Consider the following 23,069-nt stretch of genomic DNA (forward strand, 5'->3'; position numbering starts at 1 on the left):
AATTATAGTTGTATAGGGCAGGATTCTGTATATCCTGTGTTCTATTTACTTCACATATTCAGCCCAATTCGTATTCTTCATATCACCACTCTTGCCCAATTCAGCATGCATGCCGAGTGCGGCCTGGATAGCGTGCGGAGTTTGAGCCTTTCCGCCGGCCAGTTTGCAGTAATCCCAAAGCAGTTGTTTGTAGTCGGGATGCGCACAGTTTTCGATGATAGCCTGCGCACGTTCTTTCGGGCCCTTGCCACGTAGGTCGGCAACACCCTGTTCGGTGATGACGATGTTGACGTCGTGCTCCGTGTGGTCGTGGTGGGATACCATCGGCACGATAGCGCTGATTTTCCCTTCCTTGGCCACAGACGGACAAGTGAAGATAGAGATATAAGCATTGCGGGTGAAGTCGCCCGAGCCGCCGATGCCGTTCATCATCTTCGTGCCGCCGATATGAGTTGAGTTTACGTTACCGTACAGGTCGACTTCGATAGCCGTATTGATAGAGATAACACCGAGACGGCGAACTACTTCCGGATTGTTGGAGATTTCCGACGGACGGAGCACCAGCTTGTCGCGGAAGAAGTCCATATCATTGTAAATACCTTCCAGACAGTCGTTTGTCACAGTCAGCGAACAAGCACTGCCGAACTTGATACGTCCTTCGCGAATCAGTCCGATTACGGAATTTTGAATCACCTCAGTGTACATTTCAAATGCCGGAATCGTCTTGTCACGTCCCAACGCGCCAAGTACGGCATTGGCGATGTTTCCTACGCCCGATTGCAACGGAAGGAAAGTAGACGGGATGATGCCGCGCTTCATGTCCGCAGCGAGGAAGTCGGCAACGTTCTGTCCGATTTTGTCGGTCAACGGATCGGCATCGGCGAAAGAACGTGCTTCGTCGGGCCAGTTGGTTTCCACTACGCCTACGATTTTCTTCGGGTCTACCTGGATATAAGGCAGTCCGATGCGGTCGCTCGGTTTGTAGATAGGTATTTCGCGGCGGTAAGGCGGGTCGAGCGGTTCGTACACGTCATGCAGTCCCATGCAGGATTTGCTGTGCGCGCTGTTCAGTTCCACGATAATCTGGTCGGCAAGACGGCAGATAGTCGGGGAGATACCGCCGGCGGCAGTCAGGTAAATCTTTCCGTCGGGAGTTACTTCGCAGGCTTCGATGATGGCTACGTTCACTTTGCCCATGAACCCGTAGCGCACTTCCTGTGCCATCTGTGAGAGGTGTATGTCGTTGTAGGCAATCTCTCCATTGTTCACGGCTTTACGGAAATCAGCGTTCGTGGTATAAGGGGCACGGTAGCGGATAGCTTTCGCGCGTGACAACACGCCGTCACAAGACTCTCCGGTAGAGGCGCCCGTAAAGATACTTACCTGAAATGGATTTCCTTTGGCATGTTCCGCTTCCGCAATCTTTGCGAGTTCCGCTGTAACAGCCTTGGCCGTTCCTGCGGGAGTAAACCCGCTCAGGCCGATGTTGTAGCCATGTTTGATAAGGCTTGCAGCTTCTGCTGCCGAGATACGATTAAGTGACATAAATAGTACAATTTCGTGTTAAAATACAGTTGATATCTAATAAGTTAATAATTTGCTTTATTGCCTGAAATAAACCTTCATGATTTCAATTCCCGTCAGTATTTCCGTTGAAGTATCTCTCCCCATATAATAGCCCGGCGCGCTTCTTCTGCCGAATGAATGGTGAAGTCCTCGTTGTTGTCTGATGATTCGTTGGGGGTATTGAAATGAGAACCCTGCCTGCTGTTCAGCTCATCCTGAGCGGCACTGTTTGCCAGTGATGCGGCAACGGATACCTCTTCTCTTTTCTTTTTCTGCTGCTGTTTCTGCTGCTGTTGCTTCGGTGCATGTCTGGAAGCCTGTTTCGAAGACTTTTTGGGAATCGGCAACTCTATTTTACCCCACGCTTCGGGCATGGGAACAACATCCGGCTCTATTTCGGTGGGTGATGGTATCGGGGGAACGGGGCGTTTGTCAGTAGCTTTTTTTGATTTACTATTCTTACTCACCTCTTTGAATATTCCCACAAGAATGACACCTGCTATCAAGAGAAATTTCAAGAAATCTTCCATTGTGTTTCACTTCTAATTAGTAATCCGCCAAAGTTACACATAAAATCCGGTTCGGGCTAACTTTTTATTATGAAAAAAGGGCAGCTTCACAGCTCCCCTTAATTTTTTTAACCTAAACCTTAACTATGAAAAAATCTAATGTTTCTTTCATTGCACAAATGTGAAAAATAAATTTAAAATTACCAAGGAAGCACCCGGAAAATGTTTACTTCATTAACATAAATTACAAGTTAGCATGCTAAACCATAAGATTTTGCGTAATTTTTGTGCCATTTTACCACTTATTGGAAGCGAAGCCGTATCTTTGCGCCCGAATCTTTAATTTATAATTTGAATATGAACGAATTAACGGGAGCGGACTTTAAATCCGCAACTGAAATGACCGAGGACAACAAAAAGTTGTTTATCGAAACCTACGGCTGCCAGATGAACGTGGCCGATAGCGAGGTGATTGCCTCAGTGATGCAAATGGCGGGATACTCCGTAGCCGGAACGCTTGAGGAAGCCGACGCCGTGTTTATGAACACCTGCTCCATCCGCGACAATGCGGAGCAGAAAATCCTGAACCGCCTGGAATTTTTCCACTCGCTGAAGAAAAAGAAGAAACACCTCATTGTAGGCGTACTGGGATGTATGGCCGAACGGGTGAAGGATGATTTGATTACGAATCATCATGTCGACCTCGTAGTAGGCCCGGATGCCTACCTCACCCTGCCCGACCTGATTGCCGCCGTAGAAACCGGCGAGAAGGCAATCAACGTGGAACTTTCCACCACCGAAACCTATCGGGACGTGATTCCCTCGCGCATCTGCGGCAACCACATCTCCGGATTCGTGTCCATCATGCGCGGTTGCAACAACTTCTGCACCTATTGCATCGTTCCCTACACCCGTGGACGCGAGCGTAGCCGTGATGTGGAAAGTATCCTCAACGAAGTGGCAGACCTCGTTGCGAAAGGCTATAAGGAAGTCACCCTGCTGGGGCAGAACGTCAACTCCTACCGTTTTGAGAAGCCGACAGGCGAAACCGTCACCTTCCCGATGCTTCTCCGTACCGTTGCCGAAACCGCTCCGGGCGTGCGCATCCGTTTCACCACCTCTCATCCGAAAGACATGAGTGACGAGACACTGGAAGTCATCGCGCAAGTTCCCAACGTGTGCAAGCATATTCACCTGCCCGTACAAAGCGGAAGTTCCCGCATCCTCAAACTGATGAACCGCAAATATACCCGCGAATGGTATCTCGAGCGTGTAGCCGCCATCAAGCGCATCATCCCCGACTGCGGACTGACAACGGACATCTTCTCCGGTTTTCATTCTGAAACGGAAGAAGACCACGCCCTCTCCCTCTCCCTGATGGAAACGTGCGGATACGATGCCGCCTTCATGTTCAAATACTCCGAGCGTCCGGGAACGTATGCTTCGAAACATCTCGAAGACAACGTGCCCGAAGAGGTGAAAGTACGCCGCCTGAATGAAATTATCGCCTTGCAGAACCGTCTGTCCGCCGAATCCAACCAGCGTTGCATCGGCAAGACGTATGAAGTCCTCGTGGAAGGGGTCTCCAAGCGTTCGCGCGACCAACTGTTCGGCCGTACTGAGCAGAACCGTGTCGTCGTGTTCGACAGGGGTACGCACCGTGTCGGTGACTTTGTTAACGTACGTATCACCGAAGCCAGTTCGGCTACGCTGAAAGGGGAAGAGGTGTAAATTCCATCGCAGAACTTCACTAAGAAACTTCACCACAGATTACACGGATTCACACAGATTTTTCATTTATTCCTGTCTCTTTATAAGTCTGTTTAAATTTGGCAGTGCCGGAAACCGGACTAACAAATCTGGGTGAATCTGTGTAATCTGTGGTGAAAAGTGTGAGCTGTGATAATCTGTGGTGAGCTTTACATCATCATGTGCCTGCGAATCGAGAACTTCACGATTGCCATCGCATTGATGGACGCGAACGGAATATCCATCGGCTCATGATGCGTATTGTAACTCACCAGTTTGATGCACCCTTCCTTCTCCGACCGGTTCGCATATTTCACCGCCAGATACTCGTCTCCGTCAATCATGAACGACACCAGATATATTTCCCCATAAATGACATTGTCGAAACTGCTGATTTCCTTGTATCCGATGATGTCCCCCGATTTCAGTATGGGATACATGCTGTCCCCGTTTACATACACCGCCCCGTCGCAGACGGAAATATTCGGAATCAATATCTTCCCCAGCGCATACTGCTGCTTGTTGACGAATAATGTTTTCAGATTTGCCGCCGCCGTGATGTCATATAACGTCACACTCCGGTCGTCTACCGGTTCCACTGTTTTAGGATTGTGTATAATCTCCACTTCTCCCTGTGCCAGTTCGCTTTCGCAGAATCTCGGCTGGTGCTTCGGACTTCCTTTTCCTAACAGCAGCCAGTTGTAATCCACCGTGTTTCCCAATTTGTTGAGTAGCAAGCGGAAATCTATGCTGTTTCGTGCACACCAGTTGGATACTGTGCCACGTGAAACACCTAAATATTCAGCTAATTCACTGTCGTTCTTGAAGTTCAGAGCCTGTTTGGCACGCTTCACGATTCCTGTAACATCCAGAAATGTATCCATTCTATTATCGTTTAATTTTGATGTAAAAATTCATAAACTCGCTAATCGCTCATTGATAATCTGTTATCTACTTTTTAAAAATTAATTTCTAAAACTATTTGTTTTCTTTATGAAAACTATTTTATCTTTGTAGCGAAGAAATCGGAAATATGTTTCAAAATTATAAATTTAAAATAGAAAAACCATGAGAAACCGCAAAAAGTTTACGAAAGGTTGCAAAAAACCTCATCCACCGCCTATCTAAGGAAGCCGTGCCGGATGGACGGAAGCAATATAGAGTCCGCTTGCAGCACCTATATATCCTGCGTGTAGCATCTATATATCCAATGTGCAGCCGATATATCTCCAATATACAGCAACTATATGTCCTGCGCGCAAGCCATATATCTCCAATATACAAACAGAAATTTAAATATGAAAACTATAAAAACGGAAAAGCAGTATGGAAACCTTGATGAACCAATCTCTGCACATCTGCGGATGTTGCAAGCGGGAGCTTCCGCAGGAAGCCTTCTATATGAACCAGCGTACGCGGACTACGGACAACTACTGCAAAGAATGCCGTAAGGCAAACGCACGCAGACATCGCAACCAGGATAAAAGTATATCATTTGAAAACAAACCCCTTTCCTATCCGGTGATAACCGAGGTGAAGGATTACGCTTTGCGTATGTTCCTCATCCGCCATGCCCGGCAGGTGGTGGCGGACAGTATCCGCCGGAAACAGGAAAAGGAAAAACTACGCGTACTATGGGAAGAATAAAACGGGGACTGGATTATTTCCCCATGAGCACCAGTTTCATGCACGACCGCATGGTGCGTCGTGTCATGAAACGTGAAGGCGACGCTGCTTTTGCCACGTTGGTAGAAACGCTGTCCTACATCTATGCCGGAAAAGGGTATTACATCTCTGTCAATGATGAGTTTTACGACGAACTGACGGACGGCCTTTACAGTACGGATATGGACGATGTGAAACGTATCATCGCCTTGTCCGTGGAATGCGGGCTGTTTGATGCCGGTCTTTACCGGCAGTATGGCATCCTGACTTCCGCCGACATTCAGCGGCAGTATCTCTTTATCACTAAGCGCCGTAGCAGTTCGTTGATAGAACCGGCTTACTGCCTGTTGGAAGCAGAGGAGCTTGCGTCCTACCAATCTTCTCAAAGCAGCAAAAACAGTGCGGATGATACTGATAACAAAACAGCCGATGATGTAACATCAACTGCTGATTCTGTAACATCAAGCACCAGTTCTGTAACAATGGAAGCCGAAATTGCGACATCGGGTACACAAAACAAAGAAAAACAAACAAAAACAAAGGAAAACAAATTAAACCACCTCTCTGACTCTCCTCAAGGAGAGAACGGAGGAGGAAAAAATTTGAAAAGAAGGAAGGTGATGACGCAGGAAGACATCGACAATCTGCAACCACCGTGCGACGGCATACAGCGTAACTTCGAGGGACTGCTGGATAACCTTCGCTCTTACAAGATTCCACCTTCCGAGCAATACGCCATTATCCTGAAAAGCAATTTCGGAGCTATCGGACACCCGGTGTGGAAGGGTTTCAGCAGCATCCGGGGGAGTAACGGGAAAATCAAATTGCCGGGACATTATCTTTTGAGCGTAATTAATTAATTTATGAACGCACTTTGAAAAAATGATTGGGTCAGTCTGAAAAATACCCGTATCTTTACAGTGTCATTAAGCTTGAGGACAAAACTAAACTAATTTATTAACACAAAAAACTATTACATTTATGCCAGTATTGTACAAACCCTTCCAGTCGGTTCTGGAAGACAAGAACAAAAAGAAACTATTTCATCCCCGTGTGATATACACGGCCAACGTGACAACCACCCAACTCGCCAAAGAGATAGCGGCTTACTCGTCTCTCTCCACAGGTGACGTGAAGAACACGCTTGATAACCTAGTGACAGTGGCTGCCCAGCACCTGCAAGCATCGGAAAGTGTAACGCTCGACGGCTTCGGAACTTTCCGCATGGTGATGAAGTCCAACGGCAAAGGTGTGGAGCTGCCGGAAAAAGTATCGGCTGCCCAAGCTTCCCTTACCGTCCGCTTCCTGCCCAATTACACCAAGAATCCTGACCGTACTACGGCTACCCGCTCTTTGGTGACAGGCGCCAAGTGTGTCCGTTTCGACCTTGCCGATACTTCGGCCTCGGGTGGCGGAAATGACGGTAAACCCGATGGTGGCGGTTCAGGCGGTGATGGCGGGGAAACCCCCGACCCGGATCCGGCAGCATAAACTGTCTGCATGGCGCGACACAAACACGAATGACTGACTAAACGGAGTTTTTAACTAGACTAGTAGACTAATTATCCATTGACATGCGAATTATCAACTTAATCGTGGTGCATTGCAGCGCCACGCGGGGGGATTCTACACTCTCACCGGAAGCTTTAGACTTGATGCACCGGCGTCGCGGGTTCAACGGAACAGGCTATCATTATTACATCCGCAAGGATGGAACGTTGCACCTCACCCGTCCCCTCGAACGCATCGGAGCCCACGTAAAAGGCTTCAACGCTCACTCGATAGGTATCTGCTATGAAGGTGGTCTGGACTGCCGGGGACGCCCGGCAGACACCCGGACTCCGGCACAGCGTTCCACGCTCCGGCTGCTCGTCGGGCAGTTGCAAGAGAGATTTCCCGGCTGCCGGGTATGCGGACACCGCGACCTGTCGCCGGACTTGAACGGAAACGGTGAGATAGAACCGGAAGAGTGGATAAAACAGTGCCCGTGCTTCGATGTGGCGAAGGAATTCAAGGAGTTCGGAGAATTCCCGGCACAGACGGAGAGCACGGAAGAACACAGAGTAACACAACAAATTAAAGAAACGGAAAGGAGGTAAATTATGGCAATGAAGAAATCAGTATGGGATATGATCCTGAAAGTGGTTATCGCAGTGGCTTCGGCTTTGGCTGGCGTTTTGGGCGCTAATGCGATGAATTTGTAAAAATGTGCCCCGCCCTGCGATGCGGACGACATGAATCTATGAGGATTGTGGCATTATGTCAATGATATGGTGTCACAATCATTCTTATACATCTTATAAATTAAACTACGACATTCAATATAATATTTTAATCCATTGATATGATGAGAAAACTTGTCTTTTTTTTATTCATATGTGCATATGCAACATCATTTGCGCAATATACTCATAATTTTGAGTATCCGACTCCGAAGGCTACCGCGCCCGGCATAGGGAGTCTGATGAAACAGGTTGACTATCCCGTAAGTCTGTATACGGGATTGGTAAATATAGAAATTCCCCTTTATGAAATAATAGAGGGGGATATAAGATTCCCGATTTCACTTCAATATCATGCGTCAGGACTTAAAGTGTTCGATTTCGACGGACAGGTAGGGGCAGGATGGTCCTTAAGTTCCGATTTCTGTATCTCGAGAAGAGTTGAAGGACTGCAAGATGATGGTATAGACGGCTATTTCAGTGCATTTTCCGGTGATCGTTACAGTTGGTTGAACTTACTAAATGGTAAGGCCGACGGTTCGTCGGATATATACTATTACAAGTTGCTGGATAAGTCCGGAAAATTTTATTTTTCTAAGAATACCTTTGAAGAATGGAAAGGACAGATTGTTACCAATCCCTATGAACCGATACGTATAGAAGCTATCAGAAACAGTTCGATAGATGCATTCCATATCACCAATGATGACGGTACGAGATATGATTTTTCTGAGCGTCGGGGAGATTCATGGCATCTTCAGAGAATAATTTCGCCCAATGGAAAGCATTCTATTTCATTCAGTTACAACAAAGAACCTTTGCGGTATGAGTTGGTCCAACAGCTTGATTATATCGGTGTAGACGAAATGGTGCGCAGACAGTATCCCCAACCGCTTTTCCCACACCAGGGGAGTGACTATTCTTATCCTTATGTGACTTTGTTCCAGAAAGATTCATACTCAATAATATCTCACGAGGACCCGCGTATAATAGATAGTAATCCGACATTGGAAAAGATTAATATGGGACCGATTCCTTTTCCTGTGTCGCCAAACGGACCAGTGAGAACCGTTTCTACAATTCATACTGTCAATACAATAGAGTCTTCCTATGTCAAAGTCGAATTTGTCGGTACAAAAACTATTTCTTCTATTATCGTTACCAATAAACTTAATGGGGAAACCTTGAGAAGAATTAACCTCTATTATAGCAACAATAGGACAACCACACTCGACAAAGTGGAAATCATCGGAGCGGACGGACAGAAGGAAGTCTATCAGATGACTTATAATGAAACGCGCCTTTTTAATACAAACAAAGGGACCAATACGGGGCTTGACCATTGGGGATATTATAATGGGTATGATACTTCATACGGAAATACCACTTTGATACCCATGTCCCTTCTTAAAACAAGAGAATATTTGGCTCGTGCCTATGCCAATCCCATACTGCAGGGGCGTGCAAAGGCAGTTTCCGATGAATGGGTACTCGACCCTGTGAAGATTCTTATAAAGAATCTGCCGTACAGGACCGGCGAGCGAAAGGCGGTTCCTGAATTTATGCAACATGCCATGCTTACTTCCATCACATATCCGACAGGACGTAAAAGCAGCTTCTTTTATGAAGCCCATCAGTATCTTCATAAATATAGTGAAGAAAAGAGATATAATTTCGGATACGGACATGATGAATGGGCACAGGACGACTATGATGACGGTGAAACAATACTTCCTGATGAGGTCAAGTATGCGGGTGGCCTGCGTATTAAGAAAATAGAAGAGTATGACCCAGTCACGGGCACAACCTTGAGGAAAGAATATAAGTATGGCAAGAAAGAAGATGGTGTGGGATATATCAAACACCAGGTAGATATTGAAGATTATGGCTATGAGCTGTATAAAATAGGGACAATAGTGCTGAATTTGGCTGGCGACTCAGTGCGACTACCTTTTATTACCAAAATGAGAATGTATACAAAATTCTCCGTCCCCAACCTGTTTTTCGGTAATGGTTCTACTACCGTATATGATTATGTCACCGAATATACGGTAAACAACGCAACTGGGGAAAAACAGAAGAGCGTTTATCACTACGATGCTGAGAAAAAGTCTGATGCATACCGGGTAGGCTATACAAAAATGCTGTTTGACCCGCAAACAGGTTGGAAATACGGACAATTGCTGGACAAGACCGATTATAAATATTCAGATGGAAAGTACCATAAAGTAATGTACAAGAAAAACGAATATGAGACATTCGGATATCAGGGGACTCCGGATATCAGGATTTGGAGGAATGTTATTTGGGGGACGGACTATCGATCGCCCAACCCATATGAAGATGTAGACAACATTGAAATGGAATATCCCTATACGAAGCGTGAAATCGGACAGATGGAAAGCGGGCGCAAGTATCTTACAAGAGAGACCGTCACGACTTATACAAATTCGGGCGACAGTATAAACACTGAGACTAAATACAACTATTGGAACTATATTGTTCAGGATGAACCATTTATCATCAGCACACCGCTTCTCACCCACAAAGAGGTTTCGGCAGGCAGTGGGATATGGAGTATCGAAAAGTACAAGTATCCTTTCACGTCAAGTTTCAAACCGGTTGATGAGGAGAATGCGAGGTTGAAGTTGATAGAGAATAATCAGATACACACGCTACTGGAAAAAGAATTAGTGAAGGGAAATGCCCGTACTATCCAAAGAAACATATATCTGGTCGGTGCGGAAAACGGCTTGCCGCTTCCTGCATCGGTAACTACCAATACGGGGCTTGGAAATGCGGAAGAAGAACGGGTGAAAATCTTGAAATATGATGTTTACGGAAACCCTGTCCATATACAGAAAGACGGAAACAGTGCTGTTTATTTGTGGTCTTACGGTGGTCAGTATCTCGTGGCGGAAATAATAGGAGCAACCTACGAGGAGGTTAGACAAGGCTTGTCCTCTGTAGGATTCTCCTCTATACAATCTTTGTCCGAAAGCCGGACGGCGGACAAATCGAAGCTCGATAAATTAAGAGATTCGGCATATCTTGAGAAAGCCGCTATCACGACTTACGAATATGAGCCGATGGTAGGGATGACCAGTGTGACAAATCCGCAGGGAGTCACCGTCTATTACGAGTATGATTCGTTCGACAGGTTGAATGCTGTGAAAGATCATGATAAAAACAAAGTGAACAGTTACTATTATAATTACCAAAACCAATAAATGACATGAAACGACGAATCTTATTTTTGTTATTGATGTTTTGTTCCATAGAAGCATTTTGCCAGTTGCCTCCTTCCAATGTAATCGATTTGGGCAGGCATGGCTCTGAAGAAGAATTCACATTGACAAAGACGGTAGATACGAAGTATCTTCCTAATACAATTTTTGGAGAAGCGGCCGATGTATGGTACAAACTGGAGGTGCTTTGGCCCATGAGCCTCAATATTCATACGCACGGTTCCCGCTTTCAGACTTTTGCCGTCTATATTCTGGATAAAAATCTGGAGAAGGTGGCAGATAATAGTGGTGCCGATCATTCCATGGAGTATGACTATCCTTATATCTCGTTAGACTGGTATGCAGAACCCGGAACGTACTACATCGTCAACGAGGGATATATCGACAAGAATTATTCCTATTCGGAGTATCCTCTTACGATGACTTTGCAAGGAATGCCGGACGGAGATACATTCAAAGATCTCGGCACGTGGGGCAGCTCCTTCCAAGAGAGTTTTAAACAAGATACGAGACGTGGGTGTGATTCGTTTTATAGAGGTAGCGGAGAATCGGTGAATGACATGACCTATCAAATATCCTTTGAGTATCCGATGTCGATGATTGTCTCCCATTGCGGCACAACCCAATCCCCGGGGTTCATTGCCATATTGAATGAGAACGGGAAAATACTCTATCGCAGCGACCGTGACGATGAGGATTGTGGTTGCGATCTCAATTACGGAGAGTATCATGCTTACATCAAAACTGATATTCTGCCCCCCGGTACCTATCGTATTGTATCCGAAGGTATGGACTGGGAAGGTCCTATTGTCACCAACATCCAGACATTTGAAACTCCGGAAGGCGACATGAAAGACAATGCTTTTTATGTCGGTTGGCATTACATGGATTTCGAATACTCGGATGTCTGCGACACACGTGAGTTTACGAATCAATACCAAGGAACATCGGGAAACGATGTGTTTTATCAGTTCGGACTTGAAGTTCCGATGGATATTATCCTCTCCCATTGCGGTTCGGAAGTGGATGAAACGTTTATCTATTTGCTCGACAGTGAAGGCAACTGCATCGCCTCAAGTGAAGACTATTCCGGAGATGAGGATTGCAGCAATCCGCAGACGGCGTTCATCTGTAAAAAAGAACTTCCGGAAGGTACGTATTATGTAGTTTCGGAAGGTTACAGCGAAGACGGAAAGATTACCACTCATATCCGGGGTGTATGCTCTCAGCTGAATACGGATGGATATTCGGGGAATTTTATTTTCAGCCGTAGTTTTATGAATGCGGTAGGAAGTAAATACCTGGACAAGATTGACTATTTCGACGGGTTCGGACGTTTGGAGGAATCCGTTCAAAAGCAGTATTCCCCTTCCGGAAGCGATCTAATCACTCTTCAGGAGTACGACGGCTTTAACCGCCCGTCCAACCTTTGGCTACCTGCCGTATTTGCAGGGAATAACGGACAGCCGGTTTTTTCTGCCAGTCTGAAGAATGCCGTCATCACCCAGTATGGAGATTCAAAGCCGTTTTCGATGACTGTCTACGAGTCCTCTCCGCTAAACAGGGAGTTGGAACGCTACGCCCCCGGTGTGGACTGGCATACAGGCTCTCATGGTGTAAAGACGGGTTATTTAACCAATGTCCGGGGTAATGATACATTGAACTGTATTAACTTTGAATTGAAAGTTTCCAATGACACGTTACCTTATATTGTAAACAAGCCAAACTATCCTTCTTCCGAACTTTATGTTACCCGCATTCAGGATGAGGATGGAAATGCTTCTTTCGAGTTCAAGGATAAGCTCGGACAGGTGCTGCTCAATCGCAGGGTGGAATATCAAGCTGGCGGTAAGAACTTATTTGATACCTATTATCTCTATGACGATTATGGCAATTGTGTGATTGTGCTTCCTCCCGAAGCTTCGGCAGCGATTGCAGCAAGCGGTTCGCTCAGTTTCACGGGATCTGACAGCCCGGTCTTACGTGATTATGCCTATATGTATCAATATGATTCGCGTAACCGCTGTATCGCCAAGAAACTTCCGGGTTGCGACTGGTGCCTCTATATCTATGACAAGGCAAACCGTCTTATCTTCTCGCAGGATGGAAACCAACGGCAAAAGAACGAGTGGCTTTTCAATATTCCCGATGCCTTGGGACGTGTCGTACTGACAGGTACTTGCAGCAACGACTTTGCTTATTCTTCCTCTCCTTTGGCAGAGTCTGTAGTCAAAGGAGAATGGAATAACGGGACAAGCGCAACCAAAGGATATCAGGTGTCCGGCGTCACGCTTGACAATCCTGTTGTATTGAGTGCCAGCTATTACGATGATTATTCTTTCACAGGATATAACGGTATTCCAACCTTGACCAATTCATCTGTGGAGTATGAACCGGATTATGAAATGGAAGGCTTCGGCAAGCGTTATATGACAAGCAGTAAAGGTCTGTTGACAGGAACGCTGACTGCTAGATTGGATGATTTCTCCGCATCACCCGAGTTTCTTTACAGTGTCATGTATTACGACCATCACGGTAGAATTGTACAGGCTAAATCGGGCAATCATTTATCGGGTGGGCTGGAAAAGGAATATTTCCGTTACAATTTTGCGGGACAGCTTTTGAAACGCAAACATATCCATTCTGTCGAAGACAAACCTTCCCAAAGTGAGGTTTATGATTATGTATACGACCATGCGGGACGCCTTTTGAAGACCGTACATCAGTTGAACGATGGTCCTAGTGTTATGCTCGTTGACAATGAGTACGATGAACTGGGACGTTTGAAATGCAACAGGCGTAATGGCAATTCGAATCTGAAGACGGATTATGCCTACAATGTCCGCTCGTGGACGAAAGAGATAAGCGGTCCGTTGTTCAACCAGAGGGTATATTATACGGACGGTGTCGGTGTTCCTTGCTACAACGGAAATATCAGCAGCATGACATGGAAGACAGGAGACTCTTCGGCTGATAAAGGTTATAAGTATTCCTATGACGGGCTGTCACGTTTGACGGATGCCGTATATGGAGAAGGAACGTCATTGTCCGCTAATGCGGACCGGTTCAATGAACAAGTGACCGGTTATGATAAGAACGGGAATATCACAGGCTTGCTGCGCTACGGACAAACCGGTGCTTCTACTTATGGCTTGATAGACAACTTGAACCTGGCGTATGAGGGTAACCAATTGAAATCGGTCTATGACAATGCAACCAATTCGGTTTATGGCAACGGAATGGAGTTTAAAGATGGAGTAAACGCCACCATTGAGTATAAATACGATGGTAATGGCAATTTAACGAAAGATTTGAATAAGAATATTGTTGATATTCAATATAATTGTTTAAATTTACCGAGTCGAATCGAGTTTGAAAACGGGAATAGCATTTCTTTCTTGTATGCTGCGGACGGAACAAAGCTCCGCATCACGCATGTGATAGGAAAGGATATTACCATAACAGACTATTGCGGCAATGTGATCTATGAAAATGGTGTTCCTAAATTGTTGTTGACTGAGACTGGCTATGTTTCTTTGAATGATAATAAGTATCATTACTTCATCCAAGACCATCAGGGAAACAACCGTATGGTTGCCGATGAAGACGGTACGTTGGAGGAAGTGAACGACTATTATCCGTTTGGAGGGCTGATGGCTTCTTCTGTCGGTTCTGTTCAGCCTTATAAGTATAATGGTAAAGAGCTGGATAGGAAAGGCGGTCTGGATTGGTATGATTATGGGGCGAGGATGTATGATGCAGCGTTGGGCAGATGGCATACGGTGGATCCGATGGCGGAGAAATACTATTCGTTAAGTCCGTATGCATATTGCGCAGGGAATCCATTGAAATATGTTGATCTGAAAGGGGATAGTATAAGTATTGCAGATCTTTATACAAGAGATAAACAGGGGGAACTTATCAATCCCAATCAAGTAGAGGTTTTTGAGTTTTTAATAAATACAAAAGAAGGAAAAGCATTATTGGGAAATTATGCTGCGAAAGGACAAACAATAGCAGGAGTCTCATTTGACAAAGACGGGAAGTTTCACAGGCAAGGAATTAATATATCATTTGGAGCAAATGTACGTGACTCTAGTGTTTCGGGCACTACTACTTTTTCTTTAGATGATAAAAATCTGAATATCCAAGTAGCAGTAGGAAGTTCTTCTGATAAACCTGATTTATTGGATACCTTTGTTCATGAAATAGCGATTCATGCTGATCAGAATGCTGTTGATTTTATTGATGATAAAAAGATGAATAATTCAAACGCTTATCCAGCATTAAGAAAAATGAACGCTAAAAGAGGATATACACAACATTGGCAGGAAAGAAATGTAAATAGGGCTATGGAAAGAATAGGAGTACCTGTAATGCAGCAATATTACAAGTCGAAAGGAGTTTCAAAACCAAAAAGTGCTATTTTAAAGTCTGTTTATGGATTTATAAATTAATTGAATATGAAATATTGTATAATAGTAATGCTGCTGATTGAGTTGCAATCATGCAGAATTGATAATACTGATGGTTCTGAAATCAAAGTATTTAATGATACCTTTGGTGATTTGATTGAGGAAATAGGAGCTTTGGATCTATTGGAAATCCCACCACTACCAATGTTGTTTTTTGATAATAACGATGCTATGGGATATGATACGGTTGTGTATAATAAAACGGTTGCTGAGATTGAAAAAGAAAATAGGAGAATGAAAGATACTACTTTGGTCATTGCTGTTTTTGATACTCTATTCACTTGTTATAACTTGGATCTAAATATAGAGAATATCGAAAAACAATTACCAGAATTGAGTTATATAGATGCGCTCAATGCTCTGAAAGATTCTTCTATTGTAAGTCAACCGCTAAATTTATCTGAATTGGAGAGTAAAAAGAATATCAAGTTAAAATACTATTCAGAGTTTCCTAAAGGATTTAAAATTTGGAAAAGAGAGAACTATGATTTTCTTTTTTCAGGAGTATTGAGAATGTCTAGAATATACTTTGATAAGAAAAAGCAAGTTGGACTTTTTTATTGTTCTTATGCTTGTGGACGGCTTTGTGGTGAAGAAGCAATTATTTGTATTCGAAAAATTAGCAATAGATGGAGTATAGAGAAAACAATATTACTGAGTGTATCATAATCTCCCACCGTTTTTCCGTATATGTTATGTGGAAGAACGAGTGTTAGGATTTATAATTCGATTATAATTATTAATCCCGTTAGTTTGTAAATGGCTAACGGGATTTTTGCTAAAACTAACGATATTCTTTATTGTACATTTTTATTGTTTGCCAAAATCTTTATTGGACAGCAATAATAAATGTGGATTTAGCAGCATGATAAATGTATTCTATCTGAAGGTATATGTAGAATATAACACCAATCAATATGAAGATAAAAGATGGCAATAAAGATATAAATATCTTGTCTGAAGATAGGATATTTACAAATAAATTCAGTAGCTTTGTAAATACATCAATGCAACAAACTTTTAATGAGATATGAAAGAACACAACGTAAAAGACTTGACTAACCGCTACTATTTACATACTATGTGTGTATCGACAGCGAAAAAGATTGGAATAGCTTTATTGCTATCAACTGCTTTACCTGTTTCTATGCTTTATGCAGAGAATAAAAGGGAAAATTCTACTCATCTTACACAAAGCTCTACTATTGGCCAAACGAATTTTTCGCAAGATACGCTGAAGGCATCGTACATCTCGCAACAGATTGACGGCACTGAACTGATGAAAGTCAAAGACGCTAATTTTGTGAATTCCCTGATAGGAAGGTTGACGGGTGCAACTATCAACCCCGGTGCTTCCGGTGTGGGAGGTTCGGCGAGGATGGTGCTACGTGGATACCGTTCCATCTTGAAATCAAATAATGTGTTGTTCACTCTGGATGGTGTGCCTTTGCCACGGTTGGAGGCAAGACAGCCTTATAATATCTACTGGGGCAGCGGGCAGACTGGCGATGGCATAGCAGCTTTCTGTCCGGATGATATAGAAAACATATCAGTATTGAGTACTGTGGCAGCTTCTACTTTATACGGTAGCCGTTCCGCTAGTGGTGTGGTGATGATTAACACGAAAAAGGCTCATGCCGGAAAGCTAAGGGTGGAAGTGGGAAACAGTACCACTTTCAGCTCACCGTTAGTCATGCCTGAATTCCAGCAGACTTACGATTGGCGATGGGGTGAGAAGCTGAGTCATCCCCAATCGTGGAATCCTGCGGATTTTTTTCGTACCGGACATACCATCAACAATTCTCTGGCCCTTTCTATCGGGAATGAATATAATCAGACCCGTGTTTCGGCTGTCACAATGAATGGTGCCGGCATTATTCCCAATAATGATGTAGACCGTTATAACTTTTCGTTGCGCAACACCTCTTCCTTATTACGTAACAGGCTGAAACTTGACGTTAACCTGAGATACATCCATACTGCTGAACAGAATATGCAGTCACAAGGTATGTATGACAATCCGTTGGTTCCGGTTTATCTGCTTCCTGATGTATTGCTGGAGCGAATCCCCGTCTATCCGGGCAGTAGCGATAAATATAGTTATAAAGATCTTTTTGAGGTTTACGTTCCGGAGTTGGATGGCAATGTACAATATTGGCCTTTGGGAGAAATGGGACTGGGTATGCAGAATCCGTATTGGACAATAAACCGTAATATGTATAATCGGAAGAAGAAACGTTTGATAGGCGGCATAGGGGCTAAGTTTGATTTGAATTCCTGGCTCAATGTGTCAGGGCGGATCCAGTATGACCGGGATAAGGAGTTTGGGACTCAAAAACTCTATGCATCTACTGTATTTGCCGGCCGGTTGGGCACGTACTATGAGAATGAGAATAAAAACACGCAGATTTATTCTGAATTCTTGCTCAATGCCCGCAAGGCGATGGGCGATTTCTCGATCGATGCTACTTTGGGCAGTTCGGTCTGTGATACAAAGTTTGATTATTCCAACAGTGGAGGAGAGTTGGGAACGCTGAATCTTTTTGAACTGTCCGCATTAAGTAAAAGGGAAGGGGCGTACTCCATGCATCTGCAGCGGGATTATCATGACCGGACTACCTCGTTATTTATGCTTGCGCAACTGGGATATAAAAATCGCCTGTTTCTGGACTTGGGCGGACGGATGGAGTGGCTTAAGTTCTGGGATGACGATGATTCGCGCTCTTCTACTGATGTTTTCTATCCTTCGGCAGGAGTGTCTGTGGTGCCGACCGGGTGGCTGTCCGCCAATCCCGACAGGATTCTTTCATTTCTAAAACTCAATTATACTTATAGTGAAACAGGCAATAGTTTTACCGATTATATTTTCCTGAACAAGGAAAGGGTAGGTCTGGAGCCGAGATTGGTTGATAACAATCTTGAACCTGAACGTACGAAATCCCACGAAATAGGGCTGAATGCAGGTTTCCTTGATGATAAGATTAGTTTGGCGTTTACAATGTATAAGACATCGACTTCCGATCTGCCGTTTGGGGGATATGTTCCTGTTCCTTATCCTTCTGCAGATTCTCCTACAGATCTCTATTTAATGGATACCGGATGTAGAATTGATAATAAAGGTTTCGAACTCAGCTTGGGGACAAATATGAATATCGGGCAGGTGAAGTGGAACGGGCGTTGGACTTATTCCATCAATAAGAATGAAATCAAGCAGATTAGGGAAGTTCGGAAGAATTCGGTAACGGGTGAAGATGTGGTGTTGGACGAAGTTAAAATGGCCGAAGGCGGCAGTTGGTATATCCCGCTGAAGAAGGGTGGCTCGATTGGTGATATATATGTTACCGATTTACAGAGAGATGCGCAAGGAAATGTCATTGTGGATAAGGCTTCGCAGAACGTTATTCCTGCCCGGGATTATATCTATGCGGGTAATGCCGACCCTAAATATACGATGGGGCTGGCGAACAGCTTCTCCTGGAAAGGCTTGGAGGTTGATTTTGTGATTCATGCCCGTTTCGGAGGTGTAGGTTTGTCGATGACTCAAGCGGTTATGGATCAATTTGGTGTATCCCAGGTTACAGCTATAGCCCGGGATAATGGCGGTGTCTGGGTGAGCGGTGAGAACATTCCGGCTAAGAACTATTACCAAAAGGTGGGAGGAGCGCGTACAGGCACGGTGTATACATATGACGCCACTAACATTCGCCTTGCCGAAATGTCGATAGCCTATCATATTCCCGTCAACCGGTGGGTGAAGTGGATACAAGACGTGCGGGTGGCGTTAGTGGGGCGTAACTTGCTTATGTTGTATAATAAAGCTCCGTTTGATCCGGAATCTACGGCAAGCACCGGAACCTGGTATCAGGGTATTGACTTCTTCCGTCAACCCAGTTGCAGGAATATGGGCTTTTCCGTTAACCTGACTTTTTAATCTTCTATTAAAAGTCCTTAACAAAAGCCCGTTACATCACTTTTTATTTGTTTCTTTGCACCAAATTCGGGTATAGTGTTGTCTTGTGATTCGGGACAACACTTAATTTTGTTTGGAATTAATGGAAAAACTCAGTATAAATGCTTGTCCGGTGTGTGGCAGTACGCACTTGAAACGCGTCATGACTTGTACGGATTTTTATGCTTCGGGCGAACAGTTTGAACTGTATTCGTGTGAGGACTGCGGATTTACATTCACGCAAGGCGTTCCCGTAGAAGCAGAGATAGGCAAGTATTATGAGACTCCCGACTACATCTCCCACACGGATACGCGCAAGGGCGCGATGAATAGCATTTACCATTATGTACGTTCCTATATGCTGGGCCGCAAAGCGCGCCTGGTGGTAAGAGAGTCGCATCGTAAGACGGGGCGTTTGCTCGATATAGGTACGGGAACCGGTTATTTCGCACATACGATGGTGCACCGTGGCTGGAAAGTGGAAGCGGTGGAGAAGAGTCCGCAGGCACGTGAGTTCGCGAAAACGAATTTCGGCCTGGATGTGAAACCCGAATCGGCGTTGAAGGAGTTTGCTCCCGCCAGCTTTGATGTTATCACCCTTTGGCATGTGATGGAGCACTTGGAGCACCTCAACGAAACTTGGGAAATACTTCGTGAATTGCTGACGGAAAAAGGTGTGCTGATTGTGGCTGTGCCCAACTGTTCTTCTTATGACGCGCAACGTTATGGAGAATATTGGGCGGCTTATGACGTTCCCCGCCATCTCTGGCATTTCACACCCGGCACTATACAGCAGTTGGCTTCCCGTCACGGGTTTATTATGGCGGCACGTCATCCGATGCCGTTCGATGCGTTCTACGTATCCATGTTGAGCGAGAAGCACCGTGGCAGTTCGAGCAGCTTTCTGAAAGGAATGTATGCCGGAACACTTGCTTGGTTCAGCGCTTTGGGACGGAAAGAGCGGAGCAGTTCTATGATTTACGTATTCCGGAAAAAGAGATAACGTATGGGAAGTAAAAACAAATATAAGTCAGGTTCAGTATTCGACATGCAGTTCATCACGTCGAGTATCAGTACGACACTGGTGTTGTTGTTGCTCGGACTGGTTGTCTTTTTCGTGCTGACGGCGCATAATCTTTCCGTGTATGTCCGCGAGAATATCAGTTTCTCCATTCTTATCAGTGACGATATGAAGGAAGCCGATATTTTGAAACTTCAGAAGAAGCTGAATCAGGAACCTTTCGTGAAGCAATCCGAATATATCTCTAAAAAACAGGCTCTGAAGGAACAGACGGAAGCGATGGGAACCGATCCCGAGGAGTTTCTGGGTTATAATCCATTTACTGCGTCCCTCGAAATCAAGCTCCATTCCGACTATGCCAATTCCGACAGCATTGCGAAAATAGAGAAACTGGTGAAGAAGAATTCCAATATACAGGATGTGCTTTACAGGAAAGAGCTGATTGATGCCGTGAATGATAATATACGGAATATCAGCCTGGTGCTGCTTGCTTTGGCGGTGGTGCTCACTTTTATTTCTTTTGCCTTGATAAACAATACGATAAGACTTGCCATCTATTCCAAACGGTTCCTCATCCATACCATGAAACTGGTGGGGGCGAGTTGGAGTTTTATACGGGGGCCGTTTCTTCGGAAGAACGTATGGAGCGGCATACTGGCAGCCATGATTGCCGATGCCATATTGATGGGGACTGCCTATTGGGCGGTGACGTATGAACAGGAACTGCTTCAGGTTATCACGCCCGAAGTCATGTTGATAGTATGCGCAAGCGTATTAGTGTTTGGAATTGTAATAACATGGCTATGTGCCTACTTCTCAATGAATAAGTACTTGAGAATGAAAGCGAACAGCCTATACTATATTTAATTCAAAAGAAGAAAAAACTTATGTCAGACAAGCAGAAATTTGCCTTTGATAAAGTGAACTTTATCTTGCTCGCAATAGGAATGGCGATTGTTATTATCGGCTTCCTGTTGATGTCGGGACCCTCGTCGTCCGAAACGGTTTTCGAACCGGATATTTTCAGTGTACGCAGAATAAAGGTGGCGCCCGTCGTTTGCCTGTTTGGTTTTTTGTCAATGATATACGCGGTGTTGCGTAAACCTAAAATGACTGAATTGCCTAAAATTAAAAGAGAATAAAAAGATATTATGAGTTGGTTAGAAGCATTAATCCTTGGACTGATTCAGGGATTGACTGAGTATTTGCCCGTAAGCAGCAGTGGTCATCTGGCCATTGGGTCAGCATTGTTCGGGATACAGGGTGAAGAGAATTTGGCATTCACGATTGTGGTGCACGTGGCTACGGTATGCAGTACACTGGTGATTTTATGGAAAGAGATAGACTGGATTTTCCGCGGGCTGTTCAAGTTTCAGATGAACGACGAGACGCGCTATGTCATCAATATATTGATCTCAATGATACCTATTGGTATTGTGGGAGTGTTCTTTAAGGATTATGTAGAAGCGATTTTCGGTTCGGGATTGCTGATTGTGGGTTGTATGTTGCTGTTGACTGCCGCACTGCTGACTTTCTCTTATTACTATAAGCCGCGTCAGAAAGAAAAAATCTCGATGAAGGACGCTCTGATTATCGGTATCGCGCAGGCTTGCGCAGTCATGCCGGGGTTGTCCCGTTCGGGTTCTACCATTGCTACGGGGCTTCTGCTGGGCGATAACAAGGCGAAACTGGCACAATTCTCCTTCCTGATGGTTATTCCGCCAATCTTGGGAGAAGCGTTGCTCGACGGAATGAAGATGATGAAAGGTGAGGATGTGGTAGGTGATATTCCTGCGTTGTCGCTGATTGTCGGTTTTCTGGCTGCTTTCGTGGCGGGTTGTCTGGCTTGTAAGTGGATGATTAATGTGGTGAAGAAAGGAAAGCTGATCTATTTCGCTATCTATTGCGCGATAGCAGGATTAGTAACGATTATATTGAGCTGATGAATTTTAAAAAAGGAGAAGTATTGTTTTTTAATAAACCTCTTGGTTGGACTTCATTTAAGGTAGTAGGGCACGCCCGTTATCATATTTGTCGCCGGATAGGGGTGAAAAAACTGAAAGTCGGTCATGCCGGCACGTTGGATCCCCTTGCGACAGGGGTAATGATTGTATGCACAGGCAAGGCAACGAAGAGAATAGAGGAGTTTCAATATCATACGAAGGAGTACGTCGCTACGCTACGGTTGGGGGCTACCACGCCGTCGTATGATTTGGAGCATGAGATAGATGCTACCTACCCTACTGAGCATATCACACGGGAGATGGTGGAAGAAGTGTTGACGCACTTTATCGGTACGATAGAACAGGTACCGCCTGCATTCTCCGCCTGTATGGTGGATGGAAAGCGTGCTTACGAACTGGCAAGAAAAGGAGAGGAAGTAGAACTAAAGGCGAAACAGCTTGTTATCGACGAGATTGAATTGCTGGAGTGCAGTCTGGATGTTCCCGAGCCGATGATTCGGATTCGTGTCGTATGCAGCAAGGGGACGTATATCCGAGCCTTGGCGCGCGACATTGGTGAAGCGCTCCATAGCGGAGCCCATCTGACAGGCCTGATTCGTACCCGTGTAGGTGACGTCCGGTTGGAAGACTGCCTGAATCCCGAACACTTTAAAGAGTGGATTGACGGACAGGAAATAGAAAATGAAGAAGAAAATAATTAA

General features: G+C 44.8%; 17 protein-coding genes and 1 pseudogene. 15 read left to right on the forward strand and 3 right to left on the reverse strand.

The features are described from left to right. Positions 1-45 precede the first annotated feature (45 nt). Together AB5443_RS16335 and AB5443_RS16340 are read right to left on the reverse strand one after the other, a co-directional pair. Positions 46-1,545 carry an acetyl-CoA hydrolase/transferase family protein gene (locus AB5443_RS16335; RefSeq protein WP_368113701.1) on the reverse strand — a complete coding sequence of 500 codons (1,500 nt, stop codon included), beginning with the start codon at positions 1,543-1,545 and terminating at the stop codon, positions 46-48. Positions 1,546-1,640: 95 nt separating this feature from the next. Then, positions 1,641-2,096, reverse strand: a complete 456-nt coding sequence (locus AB5443_RS16340; RefSeq protein WP_368113703.1) for a ferrichrome ABC transporter substrate-binding protein — start codon at positions 2,094-2,096, stop codon at positions 1,641-1,643. A 336-nt stretch (positions 2,097-2,432) separates the two neighbouring features. Here AB5443_RS16340 and miaB point away from each other — a divergent pair, with 336 nt between their 5' ends. Next, positions 2,433-3,806 (forward strand): tRNA (N6-isopentenyl adenosine(37)-C2)-methylthiotransferase MiaB, encoded by a 1,374-nt coding sequence (miaB, locus tag AB5443_RS16345; protein WP_368113704.1) that lies wholly within the window; start codon positions 2,433-2,435, stop codon positions 3,804-3,806. A 188-nt stretch (positions 3,807-3,994) separates the two neighbouring features. Here miaB and AB5443_RS16350 read toward each other — a convergent pair whose 3' ends face one another. Further along, positions 3,995-4,708 (reverse strand): helix-turn-helix domain-containing protein, encoded by a 714-nt coding sequence (locus AB5443_RS16350; protein WP_022138389.1) that lies wholly within the window; start codon positions 4,706-4,708, stop codon positions 3,995-3,997. Positions 4,709-5,150: 442 nt separating this feature from the next. Here AB5443_RS16350 and AB5443_RS16355 point away from each other — a divergent pair, with 442 nt between their 5' ends. The 14 genes and pseudogenes from AB5443_RS16355 (at position 5,151) to truB (ending at position 23,069) form a co-directional block, all read left to right on the forward strand. Next, a complete protein-coding gene (locus AB5443_RS16355; protein ID WP_044657212.1) occupies positions 5,151-5,471 on the forward strand; it encodes a hypothetical protein in 321 nt (106 codons plus the stop codon). Continuing rightward, a complete protein-coding gene (locus AB5443_RS16360; RefSeq protein ID WP_022138387.1) occupies positions 5,459-6,349 on the forward strand; it encodes a DUF4373 domain-containing protein in 891 nt (296 codons plus the stop codon). The genes AB5443_RS16355 and AB5443_RS16360 overlap by 13 nt, the downstream gene beginning before the upstream one ends. Positions 6,350-6,470: 121 nt before the next feature. After that, positions 6,471-6,980 carry an HU family DNA-binding protein gene (locus tag AB5443_RS16365; protein WP_073347018.1) on the forward strand — a complete coding sequence of 170 codons (510 nt, stop codon included), beginning with the start codon at positions 6,471-6,473 and terminating at the stop codon, positions 6,978-6,980. 83 nt (positions 6,981-7,063) lie between these two features. Beyond that, positions 7,064-7,601: pseudogene (locus tag AB5443_RS16370) on the forward strand (N-acetylmuramoyl-L-alanine amidase). Next, a complete protein-coding gene (locus AB5443_RS16375) occupies positions 7,598-7,693 on the forward strand; it encodes a smalltalk protein (RefSeq protein ID WP_005681936.1) in 96 nt (31 codons plus the stop codon). The pseudogene AB5443_RS16370 and the gene AB5443_RS16375 overlap by 4 nt, the downstream one beginning before the upstream one ends. Before the next feature lie 140 nt (positions 7,694-7,833). Further along, a complete protein-coding gene (locus AB5443_RS16380; protein ID WP_277129938.1) occupies positions 7,834-10,941 on the forward strand; it encodes a hypothetical protein in 3,108 nt (1,035 codons plus the stop codon). 5 nt (positions 10,942-10,946) lie between these two features. After that, a complete protein-coding gene (locus AB5443_RS16385; RefSeq protein ID WP_277129936.1) occupies positions 10,947-15,416 on the forward strand; it encodes a DUF6443 domain-containing protein in 4,470 nt (1,489 codons plus the stop codon). 6 nt (positions 15,417-15,422) lie between these two features. Next, the gene (locus tag AB5443_RS16390; protein WP_277129933.1) at positions 15,423-16,103 is read left to right on the forward strand and encodes a hypothetical protein; all 681 of its coding nucleotides are present in this window, start codon (positions 15,423-15,425) and stop codon (positions 16,101-16,103) included. A gap of 361 nt (positions 16,104-16,464) precedes the next feature. Then, positions 16,465-19,365, forward strand: coding sequence for a TonB-dependent receptor plug domain-containing protein (locus AB5443_RS16395; RefSeq protein WP_277129930.1), 2,901 nt, complete (start codon positions 16,465-16,467; stop codon positions 19,363-19,365). A 121-nt stretch (positions 19,366-19,486) separates the two neighbouring features. Then, complete coding sequence (locus AB5443_RS16400; RefSeq protein WP_277129927.1) at positions 19,487-20,386, forward strand: methyltransferase domain-containing protein; 900 nt, start codon at positions 19,487-19,489, stop codon at positions 20,384-20,386. Between the two features lie 3 nt (positions 20,387-20,389). After that, entirely contained in the window at positions 20,390-21,271 is an 882-nt protein-coding gene (locus AB5443_RS16405; RefSeq protein ID WP_044653530.1) for an ABC transporter permease, read from the forward strand. Positions 21,272-21,291: 20 nt separating this feature from the next. Then, positions 21,292-21,546 (forward strand): DUF3098 domain-containing protein, encoded by a 255-nt coding sequence (locus AB5443_RS16410; RefSeq protein WP_277129925.1) that lies wholly within the window; start codon positions 21,292-21,294, stop codon positions 21,544-21,546. A gap of 9 nt (positions 21,547-21,555) precedes the next feature. Further along, complete coding sequence (locus tag AB5443_RS16415; protein WP_022139148.1) at positions 21,556-22,347, forward strand: undecaprenyl-diphosphate phosphatase; 792 nt, start codon at positions 21,556-21,558, stop codon at positions 22,345-22,347. Continuing rightward, positions 22,347-23,069, forward strand: coding sequence for a tRNA pseudouridine(55) synthase TruB (gene truB / locus AB5443_RS16420; RefSeq protein ID WP_022139149.1), 723 nt, complete (start codon positions 22,347-22,349; stop codon positions 23,067-23,069). Before AB5443_RS16415 ends, truB begins: the two co-directional genes overlap by 1 nt.

This window comes from Bacteroides sp. RTP21281st1_H5_RTP21281_210402 (assembly GCF_040918965.1).
GTDB lineage: Bacteria > Bacteroidota > Bacteroidia > Bacteroidales > Bacteroidaceae > Bacteroides > Bacteroides congonensis.